The organism is Enterobacter cloacae complex sp. R_G8, from assembly GCF_024599795.1.
GTDB classification, from domain to species: Bacteria; Pseudomonadota; Gammaproteobacteria; order Enterobacterales; family Enterobacteriaceae; genus Enterobacter; species Enterobacter dissolvens.
Map to the genome: position 1 here is coordinate 69,258 of NZ_CP102246.1, position 15,258 is coordinate 84,515.

The 15,258-nt window shown below is 57.4% G+C and carries 17 protein-coding genes; 11 read left to right on the forward strand and 6 right to left on the reverse strand.

Annotation, left to right across the window (positions count from 1 at the left end):
- Positions 1-238 precede the first annotated feature (238 nt).
- Genes NQ842_RS00345 through NQ842_RS00370 form a run of 6 tightly spaced genes read left to right on the forward strand, consistent with a single transcriptional unit; the run spans position 239 to position 6,271 of the window.
- Entirely contained in the window at positions 239-841 is a 603-nt protein-coding gene (locus NQ842_RS00345) for a LuxR C-terminal-related transcriptional regulator (protein WP_047360562.1), read from the forward strand.
- Between the two features lie 52 nt (positions 842-893).
- The gene (locus NQ842_RS00350; protein ID WP_014830112.1) at positions 894-1,478 is read left to right on the forward strand and encodes a fimbrial protein; all 585 of its coding nucleotides are present in this window, start codon (positions 894-896) and stop codon (positions 1,476-1,478) included.
- Positions 1,479-1,531: 53 nt separating this feature from the next.
- Positions 1,532-2,209, forward strand: coding sequence for a molecular chaperone (locus tag NQ842_RS00355; protein ID WP_118283545.1), 678 nt, complete (start codon positions 1,532-1,534; stop codon positions 2,207-2,209).
- A gap of 23 nt (positions 2,210-2,232) precedes the next feature.
- Positions 2,233-4,755 (forward strand): fimbria/pilus outer membrane usher protein, encoded by a 2,523-nt coding sequence (locus NQ842_RS00360; protein ID WP_257256398.1) that lies wholly within the window; start codon positions 2,233-2,235, stop codon positions 4,753-4,755.
- Positions 4,746-5,261, forward strand: a complete 516-nt coding sequence (locus NQ842_RS00365; RefSeq protein WP_257256399.1) for a fimbrial protein — start codon at positions 4,746-4,748, stop codon at positions 5,259-5,261. Before NQ842_RS00360 ends, NQ842_RS00365 begins: the two co-directional genes overlap by 10 nt.
- The gene (locus NQ842_RS00370; RefSeq protein WP_014830108.1) at positions 5,261-6,271 is read left to right on the forward strand and encodes a fimbrial protein; all 1,011 of its coding nucleotides are present in this window, start codon (positions 5,261-5,263) and stop codon (positions 6,269-6,271) included. Before NQ842_RS00365 ends, NQ842_RS00370 begins: the two co-directional genes overlap by 1 nt.
- Positions 6,272-6,274: 3 nt before the next feature.
- On the opposite strand, the gene NQ842_RS00375 is transcribed toward NQ842_RS00370, so the two are convergent.
- Positions 6,275-6,799 carry a lipocalin family protein gene (locus tag NQ842_RS00375; protein ID WP_020686467.1) on the reverse strand — a complete coding sequence of 175 codons (525 nt, stop codon included), beginning with the start codon at positions 6,797-6,799 and terminating at the stop codon, positions 6,275-6,277.
- A 117-nt stretch (positions 6,800-6,916) separates the two neighbouring features.
- On the opposite strand from NQ842_RS00375, the gene NQ842_RS00380 reads away from it, so the two are divergent.
- From NQ842_RS00380 to NQ842_RS00400, 5 genes are all read left to right on the forward strand, one after another.
- Complete coding sequence (locus tag NQ842_RS00380) at positions 6,917-7,642, forward strand: MerR family transcriptional regulator (protein ID WP_046888935.1); 726 nt, start codon at positions 6,917-6,919, stop codon at positions 7,640-7,642.
- Positions 7,643-7,742: 100 nt separating this feature from the next.
- Positions 7,743-8,153 carry a hydroxyisourate hydrolase gene (uraH, locus tag NQ842_RS00385; protein WP_014830105.1) on the forward strand — a complete coding sequence of 137 codons (411 nt, stop codon included), beginning with the start codon at positions 7,743-7,745 and terminating at the stop codon, positions 8,151-8,153.
- Between the two features lie 102 nt (positions 8,154-8,255).
- Entirely contained in the window at positions 8,256-9,215 is a 960-nt protein-coding gene (locus NQ842_RS00390) for a DUF523 and DUF1722 domain-containing protein (protein ID WP_257256400.1), read from the forward strand.
- Positions 9,216-9,359: 144 nt separating this feature from the next.
- Positions 9,360-10,448, forward strand: coding sequence for an AAA family ATPase (locus tag NQ842_RS00395; protein ID WP_014830103.1), 1,089 nt, complete (start codon positions 9,360-9,362; stop codon positions 10,446-10,448).
- Between the two features lie 117 nt (positions 10,449-10,565).
- Positions 10,566-11,297 (forward strand): carbonic anhydrase, encoded by a 732-nt coding sequence (locus NQ842_RS00400; RefSeq protein ID WP_014830102.1) that lies wholly within the window; start codon positions 10,566-10,568, stop codon positions 11,295-11,297.
- A 54-nt stretch (positions 11,298-11,351) separates the two neighbouring features.
- On the opposite strand, the gene NQ842_RS00405 is transcribed toward NQ842_RS00400, so the two are convergent.
- The 5 genes from NQ842_RS00405 to NQ842_RS00425 form a co-directional block, all read right to left on the reverse strand.
- Complete coding sequence (locus tag NQ842_RS00405) at positions 11,352-11,774, reverse strand: nuclear transport factor 2 family protein (RefSeq protein ID WP_047023314.1); 423 nt, start codon at positions 11,772-11,774, stop codon at positions 11,352-11,354.
- Positions 11,775-11,795: 21 nt separating this feature from the next.
- Positions 11,796-12,773, reverse strand: a complete 978-nt coding sequence (locus NQ842_RS00410; RefSeq protein WP_257256401.1) for a YncE family protein — start codon at positions 12,771-12,773, stop codon at positions 11,796-11,798.
- Between the two features lie 152 nt (positions 12,774-12,925).
- On the reverse strand, positions 12,926-13,678 hold the full coding sequence (locus NQ842_RS00415; RefSeq protein WP_047360558.1) for an anti-sigma factor: 753 nt from the start codon (positions 13,676-13,678) through the stop codon (positions 12,926-12,928).
- Entirely contained in the window at positions 13,675-14,193 is a 519-nt protein-coding gene (locus tag NQ842_RS00420; protein WP_014830098.1) for a sigma-70 family RNA polymerase sigma factor, read from the reverse strand. Before NQ842_RS00420 ends, NQ842_RS00415 begins: the two co-directional genes overlap by 4 nt.
- Before the next feature lie 58 nt (positions 14,194-14,251).
- Positions 14,252-15,238, reverse strand: coding sequence for a GlxA family transcriptional regulator (locus tag NQ842_RS00425; protein ID WP_096928372.1), 987 nt, complete (start codon positions 15,236-15,238; stop codon positions 14,252-14,254).
- Positions 15,239-15,258: the final 20 nt, after the last annotated feature.

The following is a 15,258-nucleotide window of genomic DNA, read 5'->3' on the forward strand; positions in this document are numbered from 1 at the left end:
ATTAAAAAGTGTCGGTATGATTAATTACAGGCAAATAAGAAGCAGCCGGTACAGCAGGGAGAAAATGAAGACACTGGAATAGCTTAACTTAAAACAAATTAAGATTAATTCAGATTACCTGTTTCTTGCTATCCGTATAGTAAGCCCACACCGTGCAATGCTTAATTGCTTCGAAAAATACAGGCATCGTTCTGCCAGACGGACGAGTCTCATTACAATTATAAATCGAGGGAATAACATGGCGAATAAACACGACAACAAGCGTCATTTAACAATCGCACTGTTGGGCGGCGATCACTTTGCGCGTCAGGGGATCGCCGCAGTATTAAAAAACAGTGTTCCTGAAATGCAGATAACAGCGTCAAGCGACGATTATTCATTAATGGAAACGCTGTGTGCGACCACCCCCGTCGATGTGATTTTTTTATCCGGCATGGAAAAGTATCACGCGGGATTTGATTGCCTGAAATATATAAAAAACATCAAATCCCGCCAGCCCGGAGTCCTTATTTGTATGTACTCCGCACCGGCAAATTCCTGGCTATGGATACGCGGCGATATAGATGCCTATATCTCGCTGCAGGAGCCACTTTATCACTGGCGAGCCTGCTTATTAAAAATGGTCGATAGCCGATACCGGCCGAAAAAGAAACCCACGGCGTTATCGCTGACGCCGGGCGAATGGCGAGTATTGAAGGATCTGCGAAAAGGTCTGGATATGCGTTATATCGCCGAAACAGAGCAGCTTTCTTACCGCCGCGTCAGCGCGTTAAAAAGCTCAGCGATAAGAAAACTTGGGCTCAGAAATAAGACAGATTTGCTGGTCTTTTTAACCAGTTAGATCTGTCGACCAGGAGCACAACCCGACATAACGACAACATGGAATCAGGACAATGAAAGCTCAATTTAAAACGAAAACACTGCTTGCCGTCGCCGTTGCGGCAGTACTGCCAGCAGGCTCGGCGTTCGCTGCAACCACCAGCGGCGGTACGGTGAACTTCAGCGGCAAGGTGGTGACCTCGGCCTGCGCCATCAGTGCTGGCAGCGCCAACATTGATGTCGACATGGGCGAAGTGCGTACCGCCACGCTGGCAGCAGCAGGTAGTGAAGCCAGCACCGCGAAAGCGTTCTCCATCACCCTGGAAGACTGCGAAATCGCCGATACCTCGGCCTCAACAGAGGCAAACCCGATTGCCGCCACCACCGTGGCCGTGACCTTCACCGGTACGCCGGATGCGGCAGATGCTAACAGCCTGGCCGTTGGCGCAAACGGCGGCGCTAACTCGGCGCAGCACGTTGCGATTCGCCTGTACGACGAGCAGGGCAAGGTGGTGAAGCTGGGTGAACCTGCCGCCGCCATCCCTCTGCGTGCGGGGGCTAACACCCTCAACTTCAGCGCGAAATATTACTCACCGCAGGGCAATGCCACGGCGGGTGATGCCAGCGCGGTTGCGACCTACACCGTTACCTATTCGTAATTTTCAGGCCCGGTTCGCTGGCCGGGCCTGACTCAGCTTTAAGGAGACGCACCATGCGCGCAAAAGCAGGGATCTGTCTGGCTATTTCATTATGTTCCTCCGCCGCATATGCCGGCGGCGTAGGGCTGGGCGCCACGCGAATGGTCTACTCCAGCGCCACCACCCAGTCCATGCTGCAGGTCAGGAACACGCATCCCGACGCCACGTTCCTGATCCAGTCCTGGATGGAAAACGAGAAAGGGCAAAAAACCAATGACTTCGTCATTACGCCGCCGCTGTTCGTCATGAAACCGGCCAGCGAAAGCGCGGTGAAAATCATGTTTAACGGTAAAGCCCTGCCCGACGATCGTGAAACGCTCTACTGGATGACGGTCAAAGCCATTCCGCAGCAGACCAAAAGCGGTTCCGGCAATTCGCTGCAGTTTGCTTCGGCAAACCGCATCAAGGTGTTTTACCGTCCGGAGAGCCTTGGGCAAGGCGCAGGTGACGCCTGGAAAAGCCTGACCGGAGCGTATCGCGGCGGAAAGGTCACGCTCACGAACCCAACGCCGTACTACCTCACCACCATCAACCTGAAAATCGATGGTATGCCGGTACAGCCGGTGATGGTGCCGCCGAAATCCAGCGTGACGCTGGGCGAAACCTTCAGCCACGCGAGCAGCGTGAGCTACCAGACCATTAACGATTACGGCGCATGGACGCCCGCGACCCGCGCGTCATTGTCCCAATAATCCCTACTGTGAGGCGTGACCACGTGAAAAGAAAAATCCTGTGTGCCACGGTGATCTCCCTGGTGATTCGGCAAGCCGTTGCGGCTGAAAGCGCGCTGCAATTTAACCCCGCGTTCCTCAACGGTGAGAGCGCCAACAGCGCCGATCTCGCCTGGGTTAACGCCGGGAGCGCGTTGCCGCCGGGCGATTACAACCTCAATGTGTATATCAATAACAACTTTGCGTTCACAGGTAATGTCACGTTCCGCATCGCTGAAAATACAGGGGAAGCCCTGCCTTGTCTCACGCCTGAACAGATCGCGGCGCTGGGCATCGACAGCCAGCAGGCAAAAGGGGGCGCTCTGCCGCTCGCGCAGCGCTGCATCTTTCTGACGGAGGCGTTTGCCGATACCCGGTTCGATTTTGACCAGCAGACGCTCTCCCTCAGCTTCACCGTACCGCAAAGCGCGATGCGCAATTTGCCGCGCGGGTATGTCAGCCCGGAAAGCTGGGAGACGGGTATTCCTGCCGCGTGGCTGAACTATGTGGTAAACGGCTCGAACAATGACTATCAGGGCGAGACGCGCACGCGGGATCGGCAGCTGTTTGCCAGCCTGAACAGCGGCGTCAATCTCGGCGCGTGGCGGCTGCGTGATTTCACCACGTGGACCAAAGACACTAACGAACTCACCCACGTGCAGACCTGGCTGCAGCGGGATATACCTGTTCTGAAAGCACAGGTTTACGCCGGTGAAACGTATACCTCCGCCCAGGTGTTCGACGCCGTGGGCCTGCGCGGCATTGCCCTGAAAACCGACGACAATATGCTGCCTGCCAGCCTGAGCGGCTATGCGCCGGAAGTGCGCGGCATCGCCCGCAGCAACGCCACGGTGACGGTTCGCCAGAACGGTAACATCATTTATCAAACCTCGGTTCCGCCGGGGGCGTTTGTGCTGAAAGATCTCTACCCGACCTCTTCCGGGGGCGATCTCGCGGTCACAATCCAGGAGAACGACGGCAGCCAGACGCAGTACACGCTTCCGTATGCCAGCGTGCCAAACCTGGTGCGTAACGGACAGCTGAAATATGCCCTGGGAGCAGGAAAATATCGGCCGATGGCCAATCAGGATACGCCCGCTTTCGCGCAGGGTGAGCTGTTCTACGGCTGGCGTTATGGCCTGACGTTTTACGGTGGGGCGCAGTTTGCCGATCGCTATAACGGTCTGGCCTTCGGTATCGGGCAGAACCTGGGGCGTTTTGGCGCGTACTCCATCGACCTGACCCACGCCCGCAGCCAGCTGGCGGACGACCGGCACTACACCGGCGATTCCGTGCGCCTGCGCTACAGCAAGCTGCTGAATGATATCGGCACGCGGGTTAATTTTTTCTCGCTGCGCTACTCAACGAAAGGGTTTTATACCCTGAGCGATACCACGTACAGGGGCATGGCGGGCGGATCCCCAAAGCAGATTGTGGAAGACGATGGCACCGTCACCACCCACTACGACACGGTATATAACCTGCGCATGTCGCGTAAGGCCAAAAACCAACTGCTGCTGTCACAGCCGATGGGGCAATACGGTTCGCTGTCGCTGTCGTGGGATCAGCAAACCTACTGGAACACGTCGAAAACCACGCAAAGTTTGCAGTTCGCGTGGAACGCCACGTTTCGTAACGTGTCGCTTGGCGTCAGCGTTCAGCGCAGCGCCAGCCTGTATGACGACAAAAAAGATAACGTGCTGGCGATGTCACTTTCGGTGCCGCTGGGCAACCCGGCGCTGTCGACCCGCGCCCGCTTTACCACCACCCATGCGGATTCAACCGGCACTACGGCCAGTACCGGCGTGAGCGGTTATCTGCCGGGCCAGGAGAACCTGTTTTACAGCGTCAACCAGCGCTATAGCGCGCAGCAACACTACGGCGGCGACGCCACGCTGCAATACGAAGGCGCAAAAGGAGACTACAACCTGGGCTACAGCTACACCCGCGATTCCCGCAACCTCAGCTACGGGATGAGCGGCGGTGCGGTGCTGCATGAAGATGGTCTGACGCTGAGCCAGCCGCTCGGCAATACCAACATTCTGGTGAAAGCCCCGGGCGCCAGCGACGTTGCCGTGCTTAACCACAAGGGTATCAAAACCGACAGCCGGGGCTACGCGGTGATCCCTTACGCCACGCCGTACCGCGTGAACCAGGTCGCGCTGGATGTCACAACCGCAGGTAATGACGTGGAGCTGGAGAATGCCATCGTCAACAAAACGCCGACCGACGGCGCGCTGGTTCGCGCCACCCTTGTCACGCGCCAGGGGAAAAAAGCGATGTTTGTCGTGCGCCGCGGCAACGACGTGCTGCCCTTCGGCACGCTGGTGTCACTGAACGATGACAAAACCAGCGGCATCGTCGGCGATGGCGGCAGCCTGTATCTGTCGGGGTTAACCGAACGGGGCGCATTGAGTGCCGTATGGGGGCGCAACAGCGACCAGCGCTGCACCATCAACTACGCGTTGAACAAGCAGAGCTATAACGCCCGCACCGGGCTCTATTCACAGGAGGTGGTATGTCAGTAACGCTTCGGACGTTCAGCATCGCTTTGCTGATCTTCACGTTCCCGGTTCGCGGCTATGACGTGCTGGTTTCCGTCACCGGGAATTTGATCGGCAACACCTGCGTTGTCGCGGCGGACTCTAAAGAGCAGGACGTTCCGCTGGGCACCATCGGGATTAAACAATTCCCCCGTGCAGGCGCGGTCAGCAATATCAAAACGCCCTTCACGATCAGGCTTGAAGCGTGCGGGCCAACCTTTGCCGGGGTCAAAATCCGCTTCAGCGGCACGCCAGATAACGACAACCCGCAGCTGGTGAAAATCGCCGACGGCGGCGCTACCGGCGTGGCGGTGCAGATCCTCGATAAAGACGACGTGCTGATCCCCCTCGACACGCAAACCACCGCCCGGGGCACACCGGGCGATGACAGCGTAGAGATGACCTTCTACGCTCGGCTGGCCGCCACGGGCGCGCCAGTGAATGCCGGAGACGTCTCCGCCTTTGCCACCTGGACCACGGAGTATCAATGATGCGTTTATTCTTGTTTATTAGCGGATTACTGCTCTGCGCCAGCGCACAGGCGATGGAATGGAAATCAGATATCACCCTCTCCCCGCAGCCGATGACCTACAGCGGCCCGGCCGATTCGGTGGCGCCGGGGAGTATTATCGGCTCCACCTGGAGCGCCACCGCCAGCGTGCAACAGGTGTTCTGGTGCGGTTTTTTTTATACCTGCTCCAAAGGCACGCTGGAGCCGAGCAGCAGCGCGATCTCAAGCGGGATGACAGTCACCGTCGATGGCGCGAACTACACCATTTTTGAAACTGGCGTTCCGGGTGTGGGGTATATCATCGGGCTGAAAGATTTTAAGGGTTCACAGTATATTCCGTTGCAAAACGGGATCACCCAAAGCTATCCGGCGGATGGCACTAGCGGTATTGCTCAGGATTTAGGCTGGTCGGCAAAGGTGACCTTTATTAAGACCGCGACAGCACTGAAATCCGGGGTTTACCAGATCCCGACTATCAACGCCGCGGTGTTAACCGCCTATAACAACGAGGTCAAAACGGCAAAGGTCATCATTAACCCCACCACCATCACCGTGACGGCGAGCGGCTGTACGGTGGGCACCAAAAGCGCGAACGTCGATCTGGGCACGCTCGATATCCGCACGCTGGCCACCGTGGGCAGTACGTCGCCTTCGGGTGCGTTTAACGTCAGCCTGACCTGTGACGCGAACGTCGCGGTAAGCGCGGTGATGACCGATCAGACCACGCCGTCAAACACCTCGTCGGTGGTGACGCTGACCGGCGACTCCACCGCATCCGGCGTAGGGGTGCAGTTTTTCTATAACGGCACCGGCCCGCTGATGATGGGGCCGGACAGCTCGGCGGCGGGCACAACCAATCAGTTCTTTATCCAGAGCACCGCTGCGGCACAAACCCTGTCGCTGCCGTTCCAGGCGCAATACATCCGAACCGGCGAACTGGTCCCCGGCTCGGCGAACGCGCTGGCAAGCATTACGTTCTCGTACCAGTAGGGGTTAATGTTTTACCCACACCAGCTGATCGACCCGGAAGCCCAGACTGCGCGCGGTGTTCAGGTAATCCTGCTTCACCGCGTCCGGCACGGTTGGCGTGCGCGACAAAATCCACAGGTAGTCCCGGTTTGGGCCGCTGACCAGCGCGTACTGGTACTTATCGTCCAGCTTGATGACGTTATAGCCGCCGTAGAACGGGCCGAAGAACGAAACCTTCAGTGCGGCGGTGGTTGGCGCACCGGTAAAGTACGCTTTGCCTTCACTCTCGTTCCATTTGTTCTTCACCGGGTCGTAACCGCGGTTGAGCACGCTGATGCCGCCATCGCTCCGTTGGCCGTAGGTGGCCGTCACCTGCTCCAGCCCGCGTTCAAAGCGGTTCTCCAGGCGGGCGACTTCATACCACTTGCCGAGATAGCGGCTGGCATCAAAACCGGAAACAGGCTGCACGCCTTTCGGCGGCGTGGGGGATTTACAGGCTACAAGGGTCAGCGCAATGGCAACCCCGGTGACAACAGGCCATAGCTTCATGAGAATTCCTTTCATTTGCACGGTTGGATGTTAAGTGTAGTGCACCCTTTCGGCGCTTCATCCCGTTCTGAAAAATTCGTAGTATATTGAGAGTATTCCTCCACTCTGGACATGGACATGGCTTACTCCATCGGCGAATTCGCCAGACTCAGCGGCATCACCGCCACCACGCTGCGGGCATGGCAGCGTCGATATGGTTTACTCAAGCCGCAGCGCACGGAGGGCGGCCACCGCCTGTACAGCGATGAGGACGTTCAGCAGGCGCTGAAGATCCTCGACTGGGTGAAAAAAGGCGTGCCCATTGGCCAGGTAAAACCCCTGCTGGAACGCCCTGTCCCGCGCCGGACCAACAACTGGCAAACGCTGCAGCAAAGCATGCTGGAACGCCTGCAGGAGGGTAAAATCGAGTCCCTGCGTCAGATGGTTTACGATGCGGGCCGCGAATACCCCAGACCCGAACTGGTGGCGAACGTGCTGCGTCCGCTGCGCAGCCAGGTATCGGCCAACGTTGCCGCTGCCATGACCCTGCGCGCGATCCTCGATGGCATCATCATTTCCTACACCTCGTTTTGCCTCGAAGGGGATAAAAAAGCGCCGGGCGATAATCTTCTGCTCAGCGGCTGGTACCTGAACGATCCGTGTGAAATCTGGCTCGAAGCCTTAACGCGCACTGGCCAGGGTCACCGTATCGACATTTTGCCCATCCCCCCGGACACCCTGGCGCCGGAGATTTTCCCGGAGCGCAAATGGCTGCTGATCACCAGTGGTAAACTCACCGCCGCGCGGAAAAAACAGGTGGCGCAGTGGCAGCAGCAGCTTTCCCTTGAGGTCATTATCCTCTAATGATTTTCTCCTGCGGGAATCTTCACGAAAAGTTGAATATTTTTCCGCGCCGCAGATGCTAACGTTTTCCTGTGACTGACAACTTCACAGGAAAAACAACATGAAAAAAACGGCCCCTCTGCTGATCCTGGCCTCCATGGCCTTTGCCCCTGCCGCCTTCAGTGCCCCTGCCGGCACGCTGAGCGTACACGTTCTTGACCAGCAAACCGGCATGCCGCCATCGGATGTCACCGTCACCCTGGAAAAGCAGGAGCAGGACAAATGGACCCCCATTGCCAGTGGCAAAACCGACCATGACGGACGCATCAAATCGCTCTATCCACAGGATCAGGACATGCAGCCTGGCGTGTATAAAGTGACCTTCAAAACCGCAGACTACTTCCACAGCAAAAAGCTGGAGTCATTCTTCCCGGAAGTGCCGGTGCTGTTTACCGTCACCCGGACCAACGAGAAACTGCACATTCCGCTTCTGCTGAGCCAGTACGGTTACTCCACCTACAAGGGCAGTTAAATCTTATTGATTTTAAAAGGCAATAAAAAATACCTCCGCCAATACTTGGACAAATAAGCAAGATTGTGTAAGTTTTAAGTATTGGCTCTGGAGGAACATACCATGACAACGAAACCTGTGCTGGGTATTAGCGGCTGCTTGACCGGGTCCGCCGTTCGCTTTGACGGCGGGCATAAGCGTATGGGTTTCGTCATGGATGAGCTGGCCCAGTGGGTGAATTTCCGACCCGTTTGCCCCGAAATGGCGATCGGCCTGCCCACGCCACGCCCTGCGCTGCGTTTGATCATGACGACCGGCGGCGACACGCAGATGCGTTTTAGCCATCCGCCGCATGATGACGTCACGCAGAAAATGGCGGACTTTACGGCCAGTTACCTGCCTGAGATCGGCGATCTCGCCGGGTTTATTGTCTGTGCAAAATCCCCGAGCTGCGGCATGGAACGCGTGCGCGTGTACGATGAAAACGGCAACCGGGGCCGCAAGGAGGGGGTCGGGCTGTTCACCGCTGCCCTCCTTGAAACCAGGCCGTGGCTGCCCGTGGAGGAGGATGGACGCCTGCACGATCCGGTGCTGCGGGAGAACTTTGTCGAGCGCGTTTTTGCCCTGCATGAGCTGAACACGCTGCGCGCCAGCGGCCTGACGCGCCGGGCGCTGCTGGATTTCCACAGCCGCTACAAACTGCAGCTGCTGGCGCACCATCAGGCGGGTTACCGTGAGATTGGCCCGTTTGTCGCCTCGCTGCATGAATGGGACGATCTGGACGCGTTCTTCGTGGCGTACCGCGAAAAACTGATGACCATCCTGAAAAAGCCCGCCTCGCGGAAAAATCACACCAACGTGCTGATGCATATTCAGGGTTATTTCCGTAATCAGCTCAACAGCCGTCAGCGCGGCGAGCTTCGCGACGTGATCCTGCATTATCGCGACGGGCTCCTGCCCATTCTCGCGCCGATCACGCTGCTTAAACATTACCTGGCCGAATACCCTGACCGGTATCTGATGACGCAAAACTACTTTGATCCCTATCCTGATGATTTGGGTCTGCGTCTGGCTGTTAAGTGATGATAAAAATGCGAAGGCCCCCGTGACCCATAGAGGCCCAAAGCAGTACCCCGTTTAGACGACACCTCACTGTCGTCTCTTTTTTGCATTTCACCTGAAAGACTGTAAGTATATACAGGTTATAACGCAAAAAAGGATCTGCCTGTGATCACCACCCTGCACATTCAAAACTACCGCTCAATTCGCGATATGTCGCTGGAGCTGGAACAGCTCAACATTGTCTTCGGCCCGAATGGCACCGGAAAATCAAATATTTACAAGGCAATCCACCTGATGCACAGCGCCGCGCAGGGGCAGTTCTCTCAGGCTCTGGCGAATGAAGGCGGGATTTTGAAAGTGTTCTGGGCGGGTAAAACCCGCAGCGACCAGCTGCGACGGATGAACCTGGCGGTAGAAACCGAAACCTACGAATACGAGCTGCAGGTAGGGTTTGTTGAGAAGCTGCCCTATCCCTCGCAATTTCAGCTCGATCCGGTGATCAAGGAAGAGTCCATCTGGCTAAGCGGCCAGCACCGCCGCCCGTCGGCACAGTTGATGAAGCGCAGGAACCAGGCGGTTTTCCTGAATAACGTCCATCACGAGAAAGTGACCCACAGCGGCACGCTCTACGAGAATGAATCGGTGTTCGGCCAGCTCGGCGAACCGCACCTTTACCCGGAAGTGTCGCAAATGCGCGAGTCCTTGCGTAACTGGCGCTTTTATCACGAGTTTTCCGTAGCAAGCGGCTCCATGATGCGTGCCCCACAGGTCGGCTTCCGCTCCCCGGTGCTGGCGAGCGACGGTGCCAACCTCGCGGCGGCGTTTCAGACCATTGTGGAGATTGGCGATGAACTGCTGCTGATGCGCATTCTCGGCCAGGCCTTCCCCGGCTGCGTGTTTTACAGCGACAACACCGGCGGACGGTTCCGCATGATGATGCAGCGCGAAGGGCTGAGCAGACCGCTGGAGCCCGCAGAGTTCTCTGACGGTACGCTGCGCTTCCTGTGCCTGGCGGTGGCGCTGTTAAGCCCCCGTCCACCGGCGTTTATCGCATTGAACGAACCGGAAAACAGCCTGCATCCGCAGATGCTGCCCGCCCTTGCGAGCTTAATCGCCGAGGCCAGCCGCTACTCGCAGATCTGGCTCACCAGCCACTCGCCGGAGCTGGCGAATTTGATTGAGAAGCACCGTTCGTTTTCGCTGTATCAGCTGTCGATGGTGGAGGGAGAGACCAGGATGGAGAAGCTGGGGTAGGTTGTTATCCTCTCCGCTCTCTTAACGTAAATAACCACACTTCGGGACGGGTCTTATAGGAAAGAGTACAATGCCATCAATATTTTAACGCGCATTTATTATTCCTGGAGACCCATCATGAAAAGCATTCTGACCGCATCCCTGTTCGCCCTGTCCGCCTCCGTCTTTGCAGGAACAACCCCGCACTGGACGTATGAAGGCAAGGCCGGTCCTGAAAACTGGGGAGAACTGAGCAACGAGTTTGCCACCTGCAAGACCGGGAAATTCCAGTCGCCCATCGATATCCGTAACGCCTTTGATGCCACGCTGCCGCCGCTGGAGCTGAATTTCCATACCGCCGCCGAAAAGCTGGTGAACAACGGCCATACCCTTCAGGTGACCGCCAGCGACGAAGATGAATTCCGTCTGGACGATCAGATCTTTACTCTGCGCCAGTACCATTTCCACACCCCGAGCGAAAACCGGATCAACGGTAAATCCTTCCCGCTGGAAGCGCACTTTGTTCATGCCAGCAAAGAGGGTGATATCGCAGTGCTCGCCGTGATGTTTGAGGTGGGCCCGGAGAACAGCGCGTTGACGCCACTGCTGGCACACCTTCCGAAGGAAAAGGACCACGAAGTGGCAATTGATAAACGCCTCGATCTTCGTCCGCTGTTCCCGGCTGACCTGCACTACTATCGCTTCAGCGGCTCGCTGACCACCCCACCGTGCACCGAAGGGCTGCGCTGGCTGGTGATGAAAAACACCGTGACCTTGTCAGAAAAGCAGCTGGAGATGTTTAAGCAAGCGCTTGAGCACAGCAATAACCGTCCGCTTCAGCCGCTGAATGGCCGGGTGATTGTTCAGTAACACCCCTAAAAAATCCCGCCGTACTGGCGGGATTAATGAGGGTATAGCAGCGCGTTAGCGCTTCGCGGGATCAATCTGCCACGTTTCGTTGACGATTTTGCCCTCGCGGTAGGTCAGAACATACAGGACGTTGAGCGTCGCCTTACCGGCAAACTGCACGCGTGCGGTGACGGTGCTGCCTTTCGGGTTTGTCGCCTCCTTCAGGTCTTCAACGTTATGGTTCAGCGTGCCCTGGGCCGTGGTAAATTTGCGCCATACCCCGTCAATCGCGTCGGTGGTAGTATAGGTACCGTCCAGCGGCCCGCCCACCCACTCCAGACGCGCATTTTGTGCATACTGCTGCTTAAGCGTGTCGGTTTTCCCGTCGGCAATCGCTTTAAAATGTGCCAGCGCGTCATCCTTCACCGCCGCAAAACTCTGACCAGAAGCCAGGGCCAGCACAGCTGCGAGTAAGATGTTGTGTGTTGTTTTTTTCATGACATTGTCCTTGCGTTATTTTCAGGATTTGACGGTGGACACAATGCGTTGTGTTTCACGATCAATTCGGGAGAGGCTCAAATCCTTGTTCAGTACCCAGGCGTAGCGGTTGTCGGCGGTGAAAACGATGGCCTGTCGCGGCTCGTTAAAGCCCGTTACGGTAGCGATGACTTTGTGTGTCGGCACGTCGATAACGGAGACGCTGTTATCACCCAGGTTGCCGCTGTAGACGAATTTGCCGTCCGGTGACAGCGCGGCGCCATACGGTTGCTTGCCGACAGGAATGGTGCTCGTCACCTTTTGTGTGGTGGTGTCGACGACCGAGAGGGTGTTATTTCCGCTATTGGCGGCAAACAGCGTTTTGCCGTCTGCCGTTACAGAGATGGCGCGGATCTTGTTAAACCCGCCGATTTCGCCGGTGATTTTGTGGGTGGCGGTATCAACGAGGGTGATTTTGTCGCTGACGAAGTTGGTCACATACAGCACCCGGCCATCCGGGCTGAGCCGCACACCCTGACGGGGTTGCGAAAAGCCGGTAATCACCGCGTTAGCAATTTTCGTCTCCGTGTTCATGCTGATGACCGCATTGCTGGCCTGGTTATTGATGTACAGCGTCCTGCCGTCTTTGCTCAGTACCGTGCCAAACGCGCCAGGCCCTGCGGCATACTGCTCAGCTGTTTTGAAGGTCGTGGCATCCACGCGCTCAATAAGGCCCAGGCTGCTGTCCGACACATAGAAGCTCTTGCCGTCCGGAGCAAAAACGATATTTCGTGGGGTGTTGTAGTGCTTCAGCACGGCGCTGACTTTCCCGGTCGTCAAATCGTAAACGATGACTTCCGGCTTTCCGCTGCGGGCCACCACAGCCAGTTTTTCATCCGGGCTAATCGCCAGCGTGTTGTTCTGGATTTCGCCATCGAAGTTCTGTTTGACCGCATCCGTTAACGGCGTCGTGCTGGCGGTAACCGAGAAAACGGCGCCCGCGAACAGTAAAGACGCCATGAAAAAACCGTGAGTCGCTAACGTTGCTTTTCTCATCTCTCAATCCTTATTCATCAAGGCCGGCATCATGCAGGCTTGTGTAAGAGATGTTTGAGCGCGCGGTTTATTCCCGCCCGTTGCAAAAAAGTTTTACGCAACGGGCGGCGGGGTCGTCAGGTGCGTTTGCCGAGTTCGCGGGAAATGGCGGGATTGTTGACCATACCCGCCGGGCCGACGACGGCATAGTTCAGTCCCTGCGAGGAGCCATAAAGGGCCACCAGCCCGCCCGCGGTGCGCTGGCCGGTTGAGAGCAGCGGCTGGCGAGGATCCGGCGGGCGAATATAGAAGCTGAGGGTATGGCCGGTGCTGTCCCGGTAAAGCACCATCGCAGCGGCCCCCTGTTCTGTAGCAAACAGGCGACCGCTCACCGGCGTGAACCCAGCCTGGCGCAGATCGGGCATCTGCGCCCCCGCTCCGACGTGTTGCGTCAGCCACGCGGTCAGGGCTGTGGGTCCGTCCGGGGTAAAATCGGCTGCCATACTTTTCTCAACCACCATCAGCTTATAGGCGCTGAGCGCATCGCCCATTGGCGCACTGGTGGCACTCTGCCAGCCACGCGCCTGCCAGCCACCCAGTGAGCCAAGCGCGATGCACAGGACAAAAGAGGCAGCCAGCCGCATACGGCTGTGGGTTCGGCGTACCTGTCGGGCGCGTATCGTCGCAGGATCCAGCGACGTGGTCACGTCAGGCAACGGCAGCCCCCCCAGCGTGGCGCGCAGACGCTGTGCATCCTCCCGCCAGCCCTGCACCTGCCGGGCAATGTGCGGATGATGTGCCAGGTAGCGTTCCATAATGACCCGCTCATGCTCATCCAGTTGATCGTCTACATAAGCATGCAAATCGTGTTCGTCAGGCGGTATTTTCATTTCATCAGTCTCAGTATCGGCTGTGGGGTTTCACCCTCGCCCAGGCGGTGCAGCGCCTGGCGAGCCCGGGAAAGTCGGGACATCACGGTGCCGATGGGAATATCCATCACATGGGCAACCTCCTGATAGCTCAGACCTTCAATGGTTATGAGGATCAGCAGGCTGCGTTGCTCTGGCGTCAAACGTCCAAAGGCCTCCAGCATACTTTGCGTCGCAATCTCCTGCTCCGCTGACGGCCAGGCAGGATTGTCATCGCTTTTCATTCTGCTGAGCAATCCCCAGTAGCGCTTTGTGCGGCGTTTCTCTATCAGGAACTCGCGATAGAGAATGGTGAATAACCAGCTTTTTAACGAGGCATCAGGTCGTCGTGTTGTCCATTTATCCAGCGCACGCTCAAGCGTCGTCTGCACCAGATCGTCGGCTTCATGGACATCCCGGGTCAGCCAGAGAGCGAAACGGCGCAGGCCGGGGATCAGCTCTCGCAACTGTGTACTTTCAGCGTCATCAGGTGGCATAAGGCACACTCGTCAGGTCATTCGTTATCGTGAGCCCTAAGATGCCGACCACGCCATTTTATTCCATCGTGACAGCATTATTTTTCCCTGAAGAGGGCTGAATGCGAAACGTCCTGCGCCACTCCGCCGGACTCACCCCAAAGCGCGCCTTAAACTGCTGGCGCCAGGTCACCGCAGAGTTAAACCCTACCAGTTCGGCCACGCGTTCAACCGGCATGTTGCCGGCTTCAAGCAAGATCTGGCTGCGCCGCAGGCGCTCGGCGGTGAGCCAGTCGGCCACGGTCATGCCGGTGGCGTTGACAAAATGACGGGTCAGCGTGCGGCGACTCATGGAAACCACCGCCGCCAGCGAGTCCAGGCTGTGCGGTTTGGTAATATGCTGCTGAAGATAGTCGATCAGGCCGTTAATCCGCGCGTCGCGGGTGTCCTTCGGCACCGGCTGGGCAATAAACTGCGCCTGACCGCCTTCGCGGTGCGGCGGCACAATCATCCGGCGGGCGATCTGGTTGGCGACCACGCTGCCGAAGCGCTGGCGGATGATGTACAGACAGCAGTCCAGCGCGGCGGCGGTCCCGGCGGAGGTGATGATATTGTCGTCATCCACATAGAGGGCGTTGATATCAAGCTGGACGCGCGGAAAAAGCGACTGGAAGTGATGTTCAAACTCCCAGTGGGTGGCCGCGCGCTTGCCGTCGAGAATGCCCGCATACGCCAGCACAAACGACCCCAGACACAGCCCGACAATTTCCGCACCGTTGTCTCTTGCCTGCACCAGGCTGTCGAGCAGCACCTGAGGCGGGCGATCGAGCACGTGCTGCCAGTAGGGCACCACCACAATATCCGCCTGCGTAATGGCTGAAAAATCCTGCGTCGCGTTGAGGGCAAAGCCCTCTTTAGAGGTGAGAACGCCGGGTTTTTCGGCGCAGATCGTCACGTTAAAGCGCTTTTCGCCGGAGACCGCGTCGCCAAACAGAATGCAGGGAACGGAGTAGTGGAACGGGCTAAACCCGTCTACCGCGACAATCGCGACGTTGATAAGTGGCATCTGTCTCTCCTTCCCTTTTT